Genomic DNA, 16,913 nt, shown 5'->3' with positions numbered 1-16,913 from the left:
GACCGAGCGCCGCGCTGGTGGTGCTGCCCACCGGCACCGCCGCCGCGTTCGCGATGACCTCGGTGGAGCGCACCGACCTGCCCGGACTGGAGACCCCGAACGACGGCCGGTACGTCTTCCAGCCCCTGACGCTGCCTCCGCTCCCGTCCGGCAAGCCCTCCCCGGGCGCGACCGAGGCGAAGCGCCGTCCCGACGCCGACCTGCGCCTGCTGGCCGACGCCGCTCCGGTCGGCGGGGCCTTCTCGCCCGCCCCCGCGCCCGGTCAGCCCGCCGCCCGGGGCCTCCAAGGACGCGCCGCCGGCCGCGCCCGCCACCGACCCGGCGGCGCAGACCGCGATCATCCCCAAGATCGTGATCATCGACGACGAGGTCCAGCTGGACTCGCTGCCCAACACGGTGGGCCGCCGCCGGACCTGAACCCGGCAGCGACCGGGACCGGACGCGCTACAGCACCTCGACGGTCGCCCCGCTGAGCCGGCGGCGGCAGTCGAGGACGTAGCGGGCGTGTTCGGTGACCGCCGGGTAGTCGAACTCGTCGTGGTCGGCCAGCAGCACCACCGCGTCCGCCGCGGCCAGCTCCTCGACCGTGGCCTCCACCCGCACCACCCCCGCGAAGGGGGCGTTCTCGGCGGAGCCGCGCGGCCCGGGCACGCCGGGGCCGTCCACGTGCACGCCGGTCACCACGTGCGGGTCGGCGGCGCGCACCTCGGCGCCCATCCGGCCGAGCAGCTCGGCGATCCGGGCCGCCGGGGTCTCCCGGGCGTCGCCGGTGTTCTTCTTGTACGCCAGGCCCAGCAGCAGCACCCGTGAGCCCTTCACCGGCTGGCGCCGTTCGTTGAGCGCCTCCGCCAGCCGCCGCACCACGTAGTCGGGCATGTGGCTGTTGACGTCGTTGGCGAGCTCGACGAAGCGGAAGGACTGGCCCAGCGCCCGCTCCACCCGCCAGGACAGGTACGAGGGGTCGATCGGCAGGCAGTGCCCGCCCACCCCCGGGCCCGGGGTGAAGCGCAGGTAGCCGAACGGCTTGGTGGAGGCGGCGTCGATCGCCTCCCAGACGTCGATCCCCAGGTCGTGCGCGAACATCGCCAACTCGTTGACCAGCGCGATGTTGACGTGCCGGAAGGTGTTCTCCAGCAGTTTGGTCAGCTCGGCCTCCTTGCAGGAGGAGACCGGCACGGTGCGCTCCACCAGTCGGCGGTAGAAGCCGTCCACCGCGCGCAGCGAGGCGGCATCCAGGCCGGAGACCACCTTGGGGGTGTTCTCCAGGTGCCACTGCGGATTGCCCGGGTCGATCCGCTCGGGGCTGTAGCCGAGATGGAAGTCGCGCCCGGCGCTCAGACCCGACCCCTTCTCCAGCAGTGGCGCGAGCAGTTCCTCGGTGGTGCCCGGGTAGGTGGTGGACTCCAGCACCACGGTGGCGCCCGGGCGCAGGTGCTCGCCCAGCAGCGTCGCCGAGGCCTCGATGTAGGAGAGGTCGGGCACCCCGTCGCGCAGCGGGGTCGGCACGGTGATCACCGCGATGTCGAAGCCGGCCACCGCCGCCGGGTCGGTGGTGGGCCGGTAGGCGCCGGCGGCCAGCAGCGGGGCGAGCCGCTCGGCGGGGATGTCCTCCACGTACGACTCGCCGCGGGCCAGGCGCTCCACCCGGCGTGGGTCCACGTCGTAGCCGACCACCTGGTACCCGACCTCGGCCGCGCGGACCGCGAGCGGCAGTCCGACGTAGCCCTGACCCGCGATGACGACGCGCATGACGAGGTACCCCCTCCATCGCTGCGACGGCATCCGCACACCGTCTTCACCAGGGTAGGGAGCGGGCAGGGCGGCCGGAGGTGTTTCGGCGCAGGAGGCGGCAAGGATCACCCGAACCGGGTGGGCCGGGATCCGGCGGTCGGTCAGGACCCGTGGCGCCCTCCAGAGAAGGGCGCCACGACTCCCGACGCTCGGGCGGGCGCCCCCACCCAGGGTCGCCCGGCCTCACACCCCGACCCCCATCGGAGTGCGTGCGGCCCACCAGGTCCATCCCCCACGGTTGGAACGGGCGGGCACGTGATCCATGGTGCGCGCCGTCCATGGACGGGCAGTGACAGGAGTGTGTCCACTTCTTGACAATCGAGCTTCCCGTCCGACCCGCAGGTCATGGGCATGATCGGCGGGGGCACTCGGGCCGCGGGGGCGACGCGCGCCGCGACGCGGCCCGAGGCCGTGGCTGGCCGCGTCCGCCCGGGCCGCCCGGCGTACCCTGGGACCCTGACCCGGCCCCTGCGCACCGCGTGCCGGGCCCATCAAGCTGCCCGGCCGCAGAACGTCCACCGGTGCCGGGGGGCTCCGCCTGGAAGCAACGGGACGAAGAAGACTCCATGAGCCTGACCGGTTTGCTCGATGTCGTTGTCCGCGACACCGCCCTCGCCGAGGCGATCGAGGCGGCGGCCAGTGGCCAACGCCAGCACCTGGACCTGGTCGGCCCGCCCGCGGCCCGCCCGTTCGTGGTCGCCGCGCTGGCCCGCTCGATGGCCGCCGGGGCGGGGGAGCGGGGCCGTCCGGTCCTCGCCGTCACCGCCACCGGGCGGGAGGCCGAGGACCTGGCCGCCAGCCTGCGCTCGCTGCTGCCGCCGGACGCGGTGGCCGAGTTCCCCGCCTGGGAGACCCTGCCGCACGAGCGGCTCTCGCCGCGCTCCGACACGGTGGGGCGCCGGCTGGCCGTGCTGCGCCGGATCGTCCACCCCAGGGCCGACGACCCGTCGGCCGGTCCGGTGCAGGTGGTGGTGGCGCCGGTCCGTTCGGTGCTCCAGCCGCAGGTGAAGGGGCTGGCCGAGCTGGAGCCGGTGGCGCTGCGCCGCACCGAGTCGCACGACCTGGACACGATCGCCCGCCGGCTCGCGGCGGCCGCCTACGCGCGGGTGGAACTGGTCGAGAAGCGCGGCGAGTTCGCGGTGCGCGGCGGCATCCTGGACGTCTTCCCGCCGACCGAGGAGCACCCGCTGCGGGTGGAGTTCTGGGGCGACGAGATCGAGGAGATCCGCTACTTCAAGATCGCCGACCAGCGCTCGCTGGAGATCGCCGAGCACGGCCTGTGGGCGCCGCCCTGTCGCGAACTGCTGCTGACCGACGAGGTGCGGGCGCGGGCCGGCGAGCTGGCGCAGGCGCACCCGGAGCTGGCCGAGATCCTGGACAAGATCGCCCAGGGCATCGCGGTCGAGGGCATGGAGTCGCTGGCGCCGGTGCTGGTGGACTCGATGGAGCTGCTGCTCGACGTGCTGCCGGCCGGCAGCGTGACGGTGGTCTGCGACCCGGAGCGGGTCCGCACCCGGGCCGCCGACCTGGTGGCGACCAGTCAGGAGTTCCTGCACGCCTCCTGGGTGGCCGCGGCCTCCGGCGGGGACCGGCCGATCGACCTGGAGGCGATCGACGTCTCGGCCGCCTCGCTCTGGTCGCTGGCGGACGTGCGCGAGCACGCGCAGGAGATCGGGCTGCCCTGGTGGTCGGTCAGCCCGTTCGCCACCAGCGACTCCGAGGTCAGCGCCATCCTGGAGTTCGACTCCAACACCCTCTCGCTGGGCATGCACGCGGTGGAGGCCTACCGCGGCGACACCGCCCGGGCGATCGCCGACGCCAAGGAGCGGCTGGCCGCCGACTGGCGGGTCGTCATGGTGACGGAGGGCCAGGGCCCGGCCTCCCGACTGGCCGAGGTGCTCGGCAACGAGGGCATCGCGGCCCGGCTGGTCGCCGACCTGACCCAGGCGCCGACCCGCGACGTGGTCTACGTCTCCTGCGGCTCGATCGAGCACGGCTTCGTCGACGAGGCGCTCAAGCTCACCGTCATCACCGAGACCGACCTGTCGGGCCAGAAGTCCTCCACCAAGGACATGCGCCGGATGCCCTCGCGGCGCCGCAACGCCATCGACCCGCTGGCCCTGGTGGCCGGCGACTACGTGGTGCACGAGGCGCACGGGGTGGGCCGGTACGTCGAGATGGTGCAGCGCACCGTGCAGGGCGCCACCCGCGAGTACCTGGTGCTGGAGTACGCGCCGGCCAAGCGCGGGCACCCCGGCGACCGGCTCTTCGTGCCGACCGACCAGCTCGACCAGGTGACCAAGTACGTCGGCGGCGAGGCCCCGACGCTGCACCGGCTCGGCGGCGCGGACTGGGCCAAGACCAAGCAGAAGGCCAAGAAGGCGGTCAAGGAGATCGCCGCCGACCTGATCAAGCTCTACTCGGCCCGGATGGCCGCCCCCGGCCACACCTTCGGCCCGGACACCCCCTGGCAGCGCGAGCTGGAGGACGCCTTCCCGTACGCGGAGACGCCCGACCAGCTGACCACCATCGCCGAGGTGAAGGCGGACATGGAGAAGTCGGTCCCGATGGACCGGCTGATCTGCGGCGACGTCGGCTACGGGAAGACCGAGATCGCGGTGCGGGCCGCCTTCAAGGCCGTCCAGGACGGCAAGCAGGTGGCCGTGCTGGTGCCGACCACGCTGCTGGTGCAGCAGCACTTCTCCACCTTCGCCGAGCGGTACGCCAACTTCCCCGTGGTGGTCAAGGCGCTGAGCCGCTTCCAGAGCGACACCGAGGCCAAGGCGGTGCTGGAGGGCCTGCGGGAGGGCTCGGTCGACGTGGTGATCGGCACCCACCGGCTCTTCTCCTCCGAGACCAGGTTCAAGGACCTCGGGCTGGTGATCGTCGACGAGGAGCAGCGCTTCGGCGTCGAGCACAAGGAGCAGCTGAAGAAGCTGCGGGCCAACGTCGACGTGCTGACGATGTCCGCCACCCCGATCCCGCGCACCCTGGAGATGGCGGTCACCGGCATCCGCGAGATGTCCACCATCACCACCCCGCCCGAGGAGCGGCACCCGGTGCTGACCTTCGTGGGCCCCTACGACGAGAAGCAGATCTCGGCCGCGATCCGGCGCGAACTCCTGCGCGAGGGACAGGTCTTCTACATCCACAACCGGGTCGAGTCGATCGACAAGGCGGCCGCCCGGCTGAAGGACCTGGTGCCCGAGGCGCGGGTCGCCACCGCGCACGGGCAGATGGGCGAGAACCTGCTGGAGAAGGTGGTGGTCGACTTCTGGGAGAAGGAGTTCGACGTGCTGGTCTCCACCACGATCGTCGAGTCGGGCATCGACATCTCCAACGCCAACACGCTGATCGTCGAGCGCGGCGACACCTTCGGCCTCTCCCAGCTGCACCAGCTGCGCGGCCGGGTGGGGCGTGGCCGCGAGCGCGGCTACGCCTACATGCTCTACCCGCCGGAGAAGCCGCTCACCGAGACCGCGCACGAGCGGCTGGCCACCATCGCCCAGCACACCGAGATGGGCGCGGGCATGTACGTGGCGATGAAGGACCTGGAGATCCGCGGAGCGGGCAACCTGCTCGGCGGCGAGCAGTCCGGGCACATCGCCGGGGTCGGCTTCGACCTCTACATGCGGATGGTCGGCGAGGCGGTGGCCGAGTTCCGCGGCTCGCTGGCGGGCGGTGGCGCCGAGGCCGAGGAGGAGCCGCTGGAGGTGAAGATCGAGCTGCCGGTGGACGCCCACGTGCCGCACGACTACGCCCCCGGCGAGCGGCTGCGGCTGCAGGCGTACCGCTCGATCGCGGCGGTCAACTCCCCGGACGACATCGAGCAGGTGCGGGCCGAGCTCACCGACCGCTACGGCAAGCTGCCGGAGCCGGTGGAGAACCTGCTGCTCGTCGCCGAGCTGCGGCTGTTCGCCCGCCGCTGCGGCGTCGGGGACATCACCCTGCAGGGGACCAACGTCCGGTTCGGGCCGGTGGACCTGCGCGAGTCCCAGCAGCTGCGGCTCAACCGGCTCTACCCGCGCAGCCAGGTCAAGGCCAGCACCGGGCAGGTGCTGGTGCCGCGGCCGAGCACGGCCCGGATCGGCGGCAAGCCGGTGGTCGGACGGGAGCTGCTGGCCTGGTGCTCGACGTTCCTCGGCACGATGTTCGAGGAGCTGGCGGCCGCGAAGAAGTAGCCGCGGCGGATGGCCGGCGCGGGCGGCGGTGGCGGCGGGTGGCGCGGGGTGCGTCGTCCGCCGCCGGGCCGATGGCGCAGCGCGGCGTCCGAGCGGCCGGGATCGGTCATCCGGGTGACCCGAATGGTGCAACGTCTGGGCAACGGGCAGCTCTGCTCCCTATTCTCGTGTCCCGTCAGGAGTCAGAAACACCGTTGTCCCCGCAGCCCCGTTCCGTGCCCGGGAGGCCCCGCGTGATCCGCAGCAGCTCCGTCCCTCGTACCGCCCGCCGCACCGTCCGCCGCAGCGCGCCCGCGCTCGGCGCGCTGCTGGCGGTGGTGGTGCTCAGCGCCTGCGGGGGCCAGCCACGCCCCGGCGCCGCGGCGTTGGTCGGCGACCAGCGGATCACCGTCGCGGCGGTCCAGGCCCGGGTGGCGGAGTTCCGCAGCCAGGCCGCCGCGCTGCCGAGCGGCCAGTACCAGGAGCAGAGCGGGCTGGTGGGGGCGACCGTCTCCGGGATGGTGTTCAACGCCGTGGTCGAGCACGCGCTGGAGTCCAACGGCCTGTCCGTCTCGCAGACCGAGATCGCCCAGGTCCGCGCGGAGCAGGCGCAGGTCTGGGGCGGCGAGCCGGCGCTCGAGCAGATGCTGCTGCTCAAGCACGCCGTGCCGGTGGCGGAGATCGACGGCTTCTACCGCGAGCAGATCGGCCTGCAGAAGCTGGCCGCACTGACGGGCAAGCAGATCGGCACCACCGAGGGCAACAAGACGGTCCATCAGCTGCTGGCCGAGGCGTCGGCCGAGCTCAAGGTCAGCGTCAACCCCCGGTACGGCAGCTGGGACGCCGAGCAGGCCGTGCTGGACGCCCCGTCGGCCGACTGGCTGCCGCAGTCCGGCGCGGCGGCCTGAGGACCTCCCGCACGCCGGCCCGGCTCCGCCCGGGCCGGCCGGGCCCGGCGCCCTGAGCCGCCGGCTTCGAAGCCCCGCGCGCGGACGGTAGGTTCGGTGCCGTGGACATCTCGAAGCTGACCCTGCTGACCACCACCCACCGCGTCGCCCCCGGCCTGCTCAGCTGGTCGGCCTGGGAGGCCCTGCGCGCCGCCCCGCTGGTGCTGGCCGCCGACCCCGCGCACCCGCAACTGCCCGCGCTGGCCCGGGCGGGGGTCACCGTCGAGCTGGTCGAGCGCACCAGCGCGCCCCGGCTGGCCCGGTTGCTGGCCCAGCGGGCGCCGCTGCTCTGGCTCGGCAGCCCGGACGGCGACCCGGGCCTGACCGACGCGCTGGCCCGGATCGCGGTGGAGGAGGCCGGCACGGTCCCGGAGATCGAGCTGCTGCCGGGCTCCTACGACCTGCCCGGGGCCCGGCTGCTCGACCTGGTCGCGGTGATGGACCGGCTGCGTTCGCCGGGCGGTTGCCCGTGGGACGCCGAGCAGACCCACGCCTCGCTGGTGAAGTACCTGGTGGAGGAGGCCTACGAGCTGGTCGAGGCGATCGAGGAGGGGGACCGGCAGACGCTGCGCGAGGAGCTCGGTGACGTGCTGCTGCAGGTCTTCTTCCACTCCCGGATCGCCGAGGAGGACGAGCAGGACCCGTTCACCATCGACGAGGTGGCCGGCGACATCGTCGAGAAGCTGATGTACCGCCACCCGCACGTCTTCGGCGACCACGACGCGCAGACCGCCGAGCAGGTGGAGGCGAACTGGGAGACGCTCAAGGCGGCCGAGAAGCAGGACCGGGAGTCCGTGCTGGACGGCGTGCCGGCCGGCCTGCCGGCGCTGGCCTACGCGGCCAAGCTGGTCTCCCGGGTGCGCCGGGCCGGCTTCACGGCCGTGCCCGACGCGCCGTACGCGCTGCCGGCGGAACTGACCGACGAGACGCTGGGCGCGCTGCTGCTGGCCGTGGTGCAGCGGGCGCACGACGCCGGGGTGGACCCGGACGCGGCGCTGCGCGCGGCGGCCCGGGGCTACCGGGGCGCGGTGCGCACCGCCGAGGGGCTGGCGAGCGACTGATCGGCGAAGGGCCGGTCCCGGGCGGACGGCCGCCCGGCGGCCCGCCCGTCCGGTCAGCTGGCCAGGTCGATCCGGGCGGCCCGCGGGACCTGCCGCTGCGCCGGGACCACCTCGCCGATCGCCTCGCCGAGCGGGTCGAGCAGTTCGGCCAGCCGGTGCAGGTGGCCGGGCAGCTCGGCGAGCGCGACGATCCGCTCGCCATCCGGCCCGGCCACGCAGAACAGGTCGATCGGGCCGAGGTGCTTCTCCGCGGTGTCCACCAGCGCGGCGATGTCGCTGGGCTGGTGGATGTCGGAGCTGACCCCGATCACCGGGCAGCCGGGGCGGTCCAGCTCGGCCGCCAGGTCCTCGGCGAACCCGGGACGCGGGTCGGCCACCAGCAGCCCCGCCGCGCCCGCCGCGGCGAAGCGATGGGCCGGTCCGGCTCCGTCGCCGCCGCTGAGTACCGCGATGACCACCACTGACCCGGTTACTCGCATGGCCTGCTCCTCCCTGGGGGGCGACTCCGCACCGGCGCCCGCCTCTGGCGTATCGGAGGATCGTAGGCGTGCCCTGACCCTCCGCAACAGGGATTACCCGCCAGGTGACCAGGCTCACCCTCCCGGGGACCGGATACCGTCGGGACATGCCGGACCAGCCCGAAACGACGATGCCGCCCCTGTTCACCTGGGACTTCGCGGCCGACCCCTACCCCGCGTACGCCTGGCTGCGCGAGCACGCGCCGGTGCACCGGACCACGCTGCCGAGCGGGGTCGAGGCCTGGTTGGTGACCCGGTACGCCGACGCACGCCAGGCGCTCGCCGACGGCCGGCTCTCCAAGAACCCGCTGCACCACAGCGGGCAGGCGCACCGCACCGGCCGGGTCGGGATCCCCGGCGAGCGGCAGGCGGACCTGATGACGCACCTGCTGAACATCGACCCGCCGGACCACACCCGGCTGCGCCGCCTGGTCTCCAAGGCCTTCACGCCCCGCCGGGTGGCCGAGTTCGAACCGCGCGTGCAGCAGCTCACCGACCGCCTGATCGACTCCTTCGCGGCCCGCGGCTCGGCCGACCTGATCCACGAGTTCGCCTTCCCGCTGCCGATCTACGCGATCTGCGACCTGCTCGGCGTGCCGTCCGAGGACCAGGACGACTTCCGGGACTGGGCGGGCATGATGATCCGCCACGGCGGCGGCCCGCGCGGCGGGGTGGCGCGCGCGGTCAAGCGGATGCGCGGCTACCTGTTGGAGCTGATCCACCGCAAGCGGGCGGACCTGGGCGACGACCTGATCTCCGGCCTGATCCGGGCCAGCGACCACGGCGAGCACCTCACCGAGAACGAGGCCGCCGCGATGGCCTTCATCCTGCTCTTCGCCGGCTTCGAGACCACCGTGAACCTGATCGGCAACGGCATGTACGCGCTGCTGCGCAACCCCGGGCAGCGCACGCTGCTGCAGGAGTCGCTGGGCCGCGGCGAGCAGGGCCTGCTGGCCACCGGGGTCGAGGAACTGTTGCGGTACGACGGTCCGGTGGAGCTGGCCACCTGGCGGTTCGCCACCGCGCCGGTGCGGATCGGCGCGGCGGACATCCCGGTCGGCGACCCGGTGCTGGTGGTGCTCGCCGCGGCCGACCGCGACCCGGACCGGTTCGCCGAGGAGAACACCCTGGACCTGGCCCGCCAGGACAACCCGCACCTCGGTTTCGGTCACGGCATCCACTACTGCATCGGCGCCCCGCTGGCCCGTCTGGAGGGCCAGCGCGCGCTCGCCACCCTGCTGACCCGGCTGCCCGATCTGCAGCTGGCGGCCGAGCCCGAGGAGTTGCGCTGGCGGGGCGGACTGATCATGCGTGGCCTGCGGGAACTCCCGGTGAGCTTCACCCCGGAGTCACCCACCGTCAGCTGACGGGTCCTACGAATGGGGGGCTGACGGCGTGTCGCATCACCCCAGGTGGCGGCGATGTGAATGCTCATCAAACGGGACATACCTGGCCAGTTGGTAGACGATCGACCGGTGTTCGTAATTCTCGTGTGATGTACGCGATATGAGCTTGTGATTGATGTGGCTATCTGCCTACCCTCCCTGGAGTTCGCAGCTGCGAACCCCGTGCGCGGTACGCCGAGTCCTGCCCGCCGCGTGTCGGGACACCGACCGACCCTGGGCAGGGGCGGGGGACCCAGGATTTTCTGCCGTCTCCCACGGCTAGGGGTGAAGCCGCCCGCGGATCCGACTCCGCACCGGCGGCCGGGCCAGCCTCCCGGTCCGAACCCGACAGCTCACCTCGCAGGCGTGCGGAGAGGGACACTCATGCTGTTTGCAGGCACTGGCCGTCACCGTCGTCGCACCCAGACCGAGCGCGTCATCGCCGTGGCCGGCGTGGCCGGCGCGGGGCTCGCGATGCCGCTGCTCACCGCCACCGGCGCGCACGCCGCCCCGGTCTCCACCTGGGACCGGGTCGCGGACTGCGAGAGCACCGGCAACTGGAGCATCAACACCGGTAACGGCTTCTACGGCGGACTGCAGTTCACCTCCTCGACCTGGGCCGCGTACGGCGGCACCCAGTACGCGGGGCAGGCCAACCAGGCCACCAAGGGCCAGCAGATCTCGGTGGCCGAGCGGGTGCTGGCCGACCAGGGTCCCGGCGCCTGGCCGGTCTGCTCGGTGAAGGCCGGGCTGGGCCGCGGCGGAGCCACCGCCGTGGTCGACACCACCGCGCAGGCGCAGACCCCGACGCCGTCGCAGGCGCAGACCAAGCCGCAGACCAAGCCGCAGGCCGCTCCGCAGCAGCCGACGCAGGCTCAGTCGCAGGCCGCCCCGCAGGCGTCCGCCCCGGACTTCCCGGGGAAGGCCGGCTGGGACGCCGACGGCAAGGTCTTCTGGTACCAGACGGACGGTGGCTGGTACTGGACCAGCCACCAGAGCGTGTACGCCCAGTTCGCCGGCGCGCCCGCGCAGTCCCCGGCGCCCGCCGCCGCCCCCTCGGCGCCGTCGGCCCCGGCCGCGCCGCGGGCCGCCACCGGTGCGAGCGACGCCGGCCAGGGCTACACCGTGCAGCCCGGCGACACGCTCTCCACCATCGCCCAGGCCCGGCACCTGACCGGTGGTTGGCAGTCGCTCTACCGGTCCAACGAGTCGACGGTGGGCGGGGATCCGGACCTGATCATGCCCGGCCAGGTGCTCCACCTGGGCTGACGCCCGCTCGGTGGGCCCGGTCGCGGCCGGGCCCACCCGGGGAGCGGCCGACCCAGGTGACCCCGCCAGAGCAATCAGGTGAACTACTGGTAGGTAGCCGGGCCACACGGTGAGACAGCGCGTAGGTCCGCGTGGCCGGGCCGATGCTTGCGGTTAGGCTGCTGGTCGTAACGCCTCCGTTCCACGTCCCCAAGGACCGCTGTCCCCAGGACCGCTTCCGCATAGGAGATGCCTCGTGCCGTCCATTGATGTCGTCGTAGCCCGCGAGATCCTCGACTCCCGCGGCAACCCCACGGTCGAGGTCGAGGTCGGCCTCGACGACGGCAGCACCGGCCGTGCCGCTGTCCCGTCCGGCGCCTCCACCGGGGCCTTCGAGGCGCTCGAGCTGCGCGACGGCGACAAGAACCGCTACTTCGGCAAGGGTGTCGAGAAGGCCGTCCTCGCCGTCATCGAGCAGATCGGCCCGGAGCTGGTCGGCTACGACGCGACCGAGCAGCGCCTGATCGACCAGGCCATGCTGGACCTGGACGCCACCCCGGACAAGTCCTCGCTGGGCGCCAACGCGATCCTGGGCGTCTCGCTGGCCGTCGCGCACGCCGCCTCCGAGGCCAGCGACCTGCCGCTCTTCCGCTACCTGGGCGGCCCGAACGCCCACGTGCTGCCGGTCCCGATGATGAACATCCTCAACGGTGGTTCGCACGCCGACTCCAACGTCGACATCCAGGAATTCATGATCGCGCCGATCGGCGCGGAGTCGTTCTCCGAGGCGGTCCGCTGGGGCGTCGAGGTCTACCACACCCTCAAGGGCGTGCTGAAGGAGCGCGGGCTGTCCACCGGCCTGGGCGACGAGGGCGGCTTCGCGCCGAACCTGGACAGCAACCGCGAGGCGCTGGACCTCATCACCGAGGCCATCAAGAAGGCCGGCTACGTGCCCGGCAAGGACGTCGCGCTCGCCCTGGACGTGGCCGCCTCCGAGTTCTACAAGGACGGCGCCTACCAGTTCGAGGGCAAGGCGCTGACGGCCGCCGAGCTCATCGACTACTACGCCGACCTGGTCGCCAGCTACCCGCTGGTCTCCATCGAGGACCCGCTGGACGAGTCGGACTGGGACGGCTGGAAGGCCATGACCGACAAGCTCGGCGCCAAGGTCCAGCTGGTCGGTGACGACCTGTTCGTGACCAACCCGGCCCGCCTGGCCCGTGGTATCGAGACCGGCACCGCCAACGCGCTGCTGGTGAAGGTGAACCAGATCGGCTCGCTGACCGAGACGCTGGACGCCGTCGAGCTGGCCCAGCGCAACGGCTACCGCTGCATGATGTCGCACCGCTCCGGCGAGACCGAGGACGTCACCATCGCCGACCTGGCCGTCGCCACCAACTGCGGCCAGATCAAGACCGGTGCCCCGGCCCGCTCCGAGCGCGTCGCCAAGTACAACCAGCTGCTGCGCATCGAGGAGATCCTCGACGACGCCGCCGAGTACGCCGGCCGCGCCGCGTTCCCGCGCTTCCGCTCCGCGGAGTAGACAGCACAGTCGCTCGGCGGAGTAGGCAGCACGGTCGCTCCGCGCAGTGATCCGGCACAGCCGCGCGACGGAGTGGTCCAGCGCGGCCGCACGCCTGACCGGTGCCCCGGCGTCCACCCCGTAGGGTGGACGCCGGGGCACCGGCGCGAGAGCGCCCGATGACGGGCGCGGGCCGCCGGGCCGACAGGAGGGGAAGCGCAGAGATGGCAGGCTGGAAGATCCCGGGCCTCGCGGCCCGGCCGCGCTTCACCAGCCGGGCCACCGTGCTGGTCCTGGTGCTCTGCTCGCTGGTGGCGATCCTCGCCTATCCGACCCGGCAGTTCATCAACCAGCGCTCCGAGATCAACACCCAGCGGGTCAAGGCCGAGCAGGCCCGCCGGCAGGTCGAGCAGCTGCGCATCGAGCGGGCCCGCTGGCAGGACCCGGAGTACGTCAAGGCGCAGGCCCGCGAGCGGCTGCACTACGCGCTGCCCGGCGAGACCCCGTTCGTCTCGGTCGACCCCACCCCCTCGGCCGGCGCCGGCCACCCCCCGGCCGGGCCGTCCGGCCAGTCCGCCGCCAAGGCGGCCTCGTCCTGGTACTCCACCGTCTGGGACTCGGTGGACGCGGTCGCCGCCGCGGCCCCCACCCCCGCCCCTGCCCCCGCTCCCTGAGAAGACAGCACCCGATGAGCACTCAGAACCAGCCCGCCGCCGACCAGCCGACCCCCGAGCCCGTCGCCGACCGCGACCTGGCGGCCGTCGCGGCCCAGCTCGGCCGCGTCCCGCGCGGGACCCGGGCGGTCGCGCACCGCTGCCCGTGCGGCAACCCCGACGTGGTGGAGACCGTCCCGCGGCTGCCGGACGGCACCCCCTTCCCGACCCTCTACTACCTGACCTGCCCCAAGGCCGCCTCGCTGATCGGCACCCTGGAGGCGGACGGGGTGATGAAGGAGCAGACGGCCCGGCTCGCCGAGGACCCGGAGCTGGCGGACGCGTACCGCAAGGCGCACGAGGACTACATCGCGCGCCGGGACGCCATCGAGGTGCTGGAGGGCTTCCCGTCGGCCGGCGGGATGCCGGACCGGGTGAAGTGCCTGCACGTGCTGGTGGGCCACTCGCTGGCCGCCGGCCCCGGCGTCAACCCGCTGGGCGACGAGGCGCTCGCGATGCTGCCCGAGTGGTGGCGCAAGGGCCCGTGCGTGAGCGAGGAGGCCGTCGACGCCGGCGTCGAGGCGCTGGCGCGGCAGCGGGGCGAAGCGCAGGACCACGAGGCCGTGATCGCCGCCAAGCAGCAGAAGACGGCCGAGCGGGCCGCCAAGCGCCAGGCCGAGGAGGAGCAGAAGTGAGCGCCGTCAAGGTCGCCGCCGTCGACTGCGGCACCAACTCGATCCGCCTGCTGATCGCCGAGCTGGACCCGGCCACCGGTGCGATCACCGACCTGGACCGGCGGATGACCATCGTCCGGCTGGGGCAGGACGTGGACCGCACCGGGCGGCTGGCCCCCGAGGCGCTGGAGCGCACCTTCGCGGCCTGCCGCACCTACGCGGCGGTCATCGCCGAGCACGGGGTGGGCCCCGAGCGGATCCGCTTCGTGGCCACCAGCGCCTCGCGGGACGCCGAGAACAGCGCGGACTTCACCCGCGGCGTGCGCGAGATCCTGGGCGTGGAGCCCGAGGTGGTCAGCGGCGACGAGGAGGCCCAACTCTCCTTCACCGGCGCCACCAGGGAGCTGGCGGGCGGCACGGTGGCCGCCCCCTACCTGGTCTTCGACCTGGGCGGCGGTTCGACCGAGTTCGTGCTGGGCGAGGAGGCCGTGCGCGCGGCCCGGTCGGTGGACATCGGCTGCGTGCGCCTGACGGAGCGGCACTTCGCCGGCTCCGAGGTCCCCACGCTGGGTCAGATCGCCGCGGCCAAGGCCGACATCAGGGCGGCGCTGGACCAGGCGGCCGAGGTGGTCCCGCTGACCGAGGCCGCCTCGCTGGTGGGCCTGGCCGGCACCGTCACCACGGTGGCCGCCATCGCGCTGGGACTGGAGCGGTACGACTCCGAGGCGATCCACCACAGCCGGATCACGGTGGAGCGGGTCCGCGAGGTGACCGGACTGCTGCTGAGCTCGACGCACGCGGAGCGGGCGGCGATCGCGGTGATCCACCCGGGCCGGGTGGACGTGATCGCGGCCGGTGCGCTGGTGCTGCTCTCGATCATGGAGCGGACCGGTGCGAGCGAGCTGGTGGTCAGCGAGCACGACATCCTGGACGGCATCGCCTGGAGCGCGGTGGCCTGACGCCGCCCGCGGGCCCGCGCCCGCCCTCCCGCCCGCTCGGACCGGCCTCCTGGAGGCCGGTCCGACGGCGTGTCGGGCGGGTCGCGCGAGAAACTTCGTGAATTTCTTCACATGGCTTTCCGCGCTTTCGGCCGACCAGCCGGTCCGGTCCGTCCGGAATGCGGGACCTAAGGCCGGTGGCGCGGCAGGGTCGCTGGATCCCAGGCAGGGCTCCGGATCGGCCGATGGATTCGAAACAGCCTCCGGGAACCCGGCCGGCCGGCGGATCGTTGCTGCTCACGGGGGCAGGCGGAATCCAAACGTCCGCCCGGGTGGACGGGCGGTGCGATCGGCACCCCGGCACCCCGGATCCGGGGCCGCGTAGTGTAGCAGAGGCTGTCCAGACCCTTGTGACGGGCCTCACGCAGGGTGCTCCGAGGGGTGCTGGATACTTTCCGATATGAGCACCACGGAGCGTCCTCGCATCCTCATTGTCGGCGGTGGTTACGTCGGCCTGTATGCCGCGATGCGCATCCTCAAGAAGATGCGCTACGGGGAGGCGACCGTCACGGTCGTCGACCCGCGGTCGTACATGACGTACCTGCCCTTCCTTCCCGAGGCGGCCGGCGGCAACGTCGCGCCTCGCAACCTCGTCGCACCGCTGCGCAGCGCCCTGAAGAACGCGGAGGTGCTCACCGGTCACGTGACCGGGGTGGACCACGCGCGCAAGGTCGCCACCATCGCGCCGCTGGCCGGCGACTCCTACGAGCTGCCCTTCGACTACCTCGTGGTCGCCACCGGCTCGGTCTCCCGCACCTTCCCGATCCCCGGCCTGGCCGAGCACGGCATCGGCATGAAGACGGTCGAAGAGGCGATCAGCCTCCGCAACCACGTCATGGCGCAGCTGGACAAGGCCGAGTCGACGGCGGATCCCGAGATCCGCCGCAAGGCCCTCACCTTCGTGGTCATCGGCGGCGGCTTCGCCGGCGTCGAGACCATCGCCGAGGTCGAGGACATGGCCCGGGACGCGGCGAAGATCTACAAGACCGTCAGCCGTGACGACATGCGCTTCATCCTGGTCGAGGCGGCCAACCGGATCCTGCCGGAGATGGGCCCCGACCTCGGTCTGTGGACCAAGGAGAAGCTCGAAGAGCGCAACATCGAGATCTACATCGAGACCTCGATGGACTCCTGCGTCGACCAGCACGTGGTGCTGAAGAACGGCGTCGAGGCCGACGCCTCCACCATCGTGTGGACGGCGGGCGTCAAGCCCAACCCGGTGCTGAGCCAGTTCGGTCTGCCGCTGGGCCCGCGCGGCCACGTGGACACCGCGCCGACCCTCCAGGTCCAGGGCTTCGACTACGTCTGGGCCGCCGGCGACAACGCCCAGGTGCCGGACCTCGCCGTCGGCGAGGGCGCCTGGTGCCCGCCGAACGCGCAGCACGCGGTGCGTCAGGCGATCGTGCTCGGCGACAACGTGATCTCCGGGATGCGTGGCTTCCCGCAGTCCGAGTACAAGCACAAGAACCTCGGTGCGGTCGCCGGTCTGGGCCTGCACAAGGGCGTGGCGATCCTCTTCGGCAAGTACAAGCTGAAGGGCCGTCCGGCCTGGTGGTTCCACCGCCTGTACCACGGCAGCCGGGTGCCGACCATGAACCGCAAGGTCCGGGTCTTCACCGACTGGACGCTCGCGATGTTCCTCAAGCGCGAGACGGTCGGCCTCTCGGAGATGGAGAAGCCGTTCGGTGCCTTCCAGGAGGCCGCCGGTCCGGCTCCCAAGCCGGCCGTGGTCCCCGCCCCCGCGCCCGCCCCCGAAGCGGACAAGGCGCTCGCCAGCAGCAAGTGACGACTGACCCCGGCGTCCGATGCGCCGGGGTGTGAGTCGGAGGCCCTCCGCCCGGCAGCGTCGCCGGACCACGACCTCCGTGGTGCTCAGCCGGCCGTGCGACCGGGCGGAGTACAGCGCAGTACCAGCAGGCAGCAGGACGGGCCCCGGCCCGGTGGACCATCCACCGG

At 72.8% G+C, this 16,913-nt stretch carries 12 protein-coding genes, 1 pseudogene and 1 riboswitch; of the genes and pseudogenes, 11 read left to right on the top strand and 2 right to left on the bottom strand.

Going from position 1 to position 16,913, the window contains the following annotated elements:
- A pseudogene (locus ABD323_RS24555) lies at positions 1-473 on the top strand (hypothetical protein); the annotation flags it as partial.
- Here the strand turns inward: ABD323_RS24555 and ABD323_RS24550 are convergent.
- On the bottom strand, positions 445-1,749 hold the full coding sequence (locus tag ABD323_RS24550; RefSeq protein ID WP_344444096.1) for a nucleotide sugar dehydrogenase: 1,305 nt from the start codon (positions 1,747-1,749) through the stop codon (positions 445-447). The pseudogene ABD323_RS24555 and the gene ABD323_RS24550 sit on opposite strands and share 29 nt — an antisense overlap.
- Positions 1,750-2,357: 608 nt before the next feature.
- Between ABD323_RS24550 and mfd the strand changes: the two genes are divergently transcribed.
- From mfd to ABD323_RS24535, 3 genes are all read left to right on the top strand, one after another.
- Positions 2,358-5,972 (top strand): transcription-repair coupling factor, encoded by a 3,615-nt coding sequence (gene mfd, locus ABD323_RS24545; protein ID WP_344444095.1) that lies wholly within the window; start codon positions 2,358-2,360, stop codon positions 5,970-5,972.
- A gap of 233 nt (positions 5,973-6,205) precedes the next feature.
- The gene (locus ABD323_RS24540) at positions 6,206-6,859 is read left to right on the top strand and encodes a SurA N-terminal domain-containing protein (protein WP_344444094.1); all 654 of its coding nucleotides are present in this window, start codon (positions 6,206-6,208) and stop codon (positions 6,857-6,859) included.
- Positions 6,860-6,960: 101 nt separating this feature from the next.
- Positions 6,961-7,959 (top strand): nucleoside triphosphate pyrophosphohydrolase, encoded by a 999-nt coding sequence (locus ABD323_RS24535; RefSeq protein WP_344444093.1) that lies wholly within the window; start codon positions 6,961-6,963, stop codon positions 7,957-7,959.
- Positions 7,960-8,012: 53 nt separating this feature from the next.
- On the opposite strand, the gene ABD323_RS24530 is transcribed toward ABD323_RS24535, so the two are convergent.
- Positions 8,013-8,438: an SDR family NAD(P)-dependent oxidoreductase gene (locus ABD323_RS24530; RefSeq protein ID WP_344444092.1), complete on the bottom strand. Its 426-nt coding sequence runs from the start codon at positions 8,436-8,438 to the stop codon at positions 8,013-8,015.
- Between the two features lie 146 nt (positions 8,439-8,584).
- Here ABD323_RS24530 and ABD323_RS24525 point away from each other — a divergent pair, with 146 nt between their 5' ends.
- From ABD323_RS24525 to ABD323_RS24495, 7 genes are all read left to right on the top strand, one after another.
- Entirely contained in the window at positions 8,585-9,844 is a 1,260-nt protein-coding gene (locus tag ABD323_RS24525; protein ID WP_344444091.1) for a cytochrome P450 family protein, read from the top strand.
- A 234-nt stretch (positions 9,845-10,078) separates the two neighbouring features.
- Positions 10,079-10,243, top strand: a riboswitch (cyclic di-AMP (ydaO/yuaA leader).
- A gap of 3 nt (positions 10,244-10,246) precedes the next feature.
- On the top strand, positions 10,247-11,131 hold the full coding sequence (locus tag ABD323_RS24520) for a LysM peptidoglycan-binding domain-containing protein (RefSeq protein ID WP_344444090.1): 885 nt from the start codon (positions 10,247-10,249) through the stop codon (positions 11,129-11,131).
- 235 nt (positions 11,132-11,366) lie between these two features.
- On the top strand, positions 11,367-12,653 hold the full coding sequence (gene eno / locus ABD323_RS24515) for a phosphopyruvate hydratase (protein WP_344444089.1): 1,287 nt from the start codon (positions 11,367-11,369) through the stop codon (positions 12,651-12,653).
- Between the two features lie 203 nt (positions 12,654-12,856).
- Positions 12,857-13,306 carry an FtsB family cell division protein gene (locus ABD323_RS24510; protein WP_344444088.1) on the top strand — a complete coding sequence of 150 codons (450 nt, stop codon included), beginning with the start codon at positions 12,857-12,859 and terminating at the stop codon, positions 13,304-13,306.
- A gap of 14 nt (positions 13,307-13,320) precedes the next feature.
- The gene (locus tag ABD323_RS24505; RefSeq protein WP_344444087.1) at positions 13,321-13,980 is read left to right on the top strand and encodes a DUF501 domain-containing protein; all 660 of its coding nucleotides are present in this window, start codon (positions 13,321-13,323) and stop codon (positions 13,978-13,980) included.
- Positions 13,977-14,918, top strand: a complete 942-nt coding sequence (locus tag ABD323_RS24500) for a Ppx/GppA phosphatase family protein (protein ID WP_344444085.1) — start codon at positions 13,977-13,979, stop codon at positions 14,916-14,918. The genes ABD323_RS24505 and ABD323_RS24500 overlap by 4 nt, the downstream gene beginning before the upstream one ends.
- Before the next feature lie 439 nt (positions 14,919-15,357).
- Positions 15,358-16,743, top strand: a complete 1,386-nt coding sequence (locus ABD323_RS24495; RefSeq protein ID WP_344444084.1) for an NAD(P)/FAD-dependent oxidoreductase — start codon at positions 15,358-15,360, stop codon at positions 16,741-16,743.
- Positions 16,744-16,913 lie beyond the last annotated feature (170 nt).

It is taken from the genome of Kitasatospora nipponensis, assembly GCF_039528135.1.
Taxonomy (GTDB): domain Bacteria; phylum Actinomycetota; class Actinomycetes; order Streptomycetales; family Streptomycetaceae; genus Kitasatospora; species Kitasatospora nipponensis.
The sequence above is the reverse complement of the archived record's forward strand: the minus strand, read 5'-3'. Positions and strand labels throughout refer to the sequence as shown.

What these genes read in the sequence shown, in the direction of transcription:
- ABD323_RS24550 (WP_344444096.1), bottom strand. Translation starts at nt 1,749, where the DNA reads ATGCGCGTCGTCATCGCGGGTCAGGGCTACGTCGGACTGCCGCTCGCG.
- mfd (WP_344444095.1), top strand. Translation starts at nt 2,358, where the DNA reads ATGAGCCTGACCGGTTTGCTCGATGTCGTTGTCCGCGACACCGCCCTC.
- ABD323_RS24530 (WP_344444092.1), bottom strand. Translation starts at nt 8,438, where the DNA reads ATGCGAGTAACCGGGTCAGTGGTGGTCATCGCGGTACTCAGCGGCGGC.
- ABD323_RS24525 (WP_344444091.1), top strand. Translation starts at nt 8,585, where the DNA reads ATGCCGGACCAGCCCGAAACGACGATGCCGCCCCTGTTCACCTGGGAC.
- ABD323_RS24520 (WP_344444090.1), top strand. Translation starts at nt 10,247, where the DNA reads ATGCTGTTTGCAGGCACTGGCCGTCACCGTCGTCGCACCCAGACCGAG.
- ABD323_RS24510 (WP_344444088.1), top strand. Translation starts at nt 12,857, where the DNA reads ATGGCAGGCTGGAAGATCCCGGGCCTCGCGGCCCGGCCGCGCTTCACC.
- ABD323_RS24505 (WP_344444087.1), top strand. Translation starts at nt 13,321, where the DNA reads ATGAGCACTCAGAACCAGCCCGCCGCCGACCAGCCGACCCCCGAGCCC.
- ABD323_RS24495 (WP_344444084.1), top strand. Translation starts at nt 15,358, where the DNA reads ATGAGCACCACGGAGCGTCCTCGCATCCTCATTGTCGGCGGTGGTTAC.